The sequence below is a fragment of the Corallococcus praedator genome (assembly GCF_003612125.1).
In the GTDB taxonomy this organism is placed as follows: Bacteria; Myxococcota; Myxococcia; order Myxococcales; family Myxococcaceae; genus Corallococcus; species Corallococcus praedator.
Genome location: NZ_RAWI01001341.1, coordinates 1 through 399 on the forward strand (window position 1 = coordinate 1; position 399 = coordinate 399).

General features: G+C 49.1%; 1 protein-coding gene. It reads left to right on the forward strand.

Annotated features, from left to right (window positions below; genetic code table 11):
• Window positions 1-399 (forward strand): phosphoketolase family protein (locus D7Y13_RS44375; protein WP_500683218.1); only part of this gene is annotated, 399 nt, incomplete at both ends.

Genomic DNA, 399 nt, shown 5'->3' on the forward strand with positions numbered 1-399 from the left:
ATCCTGATCTACTCGTGTGCTGTGTGGTCGGTGACGGTGAAGCGGAAACGGGGCCATTAGCGGCCAGTTGGCACTCAAACAAATTTATCAATCCGACTCGTGACGGAACAGTGTTACCGATCTTGCATCTCAACGGTTATAAGATTGCAAACCCAACCGTTTTGGCACGGTTAAGCGATCGAGAACTCGAAAGCCTATTCATTGGGTATGGGTACAAACCTTACTTTGTCGAAGGGGACGATCCAGAAACGATGCACCAATTGATGGCGAAAACGCTAGATACGATCGTTTCAGAAATCCAGGACATTCAGCGAGAAGCTCAAGCTCACGGTTTTACAGAGCGTCCCCAGTATCCGATGATCATCTTGCGATCGCCCAAGGGTTGGACAGGTCCAAAAG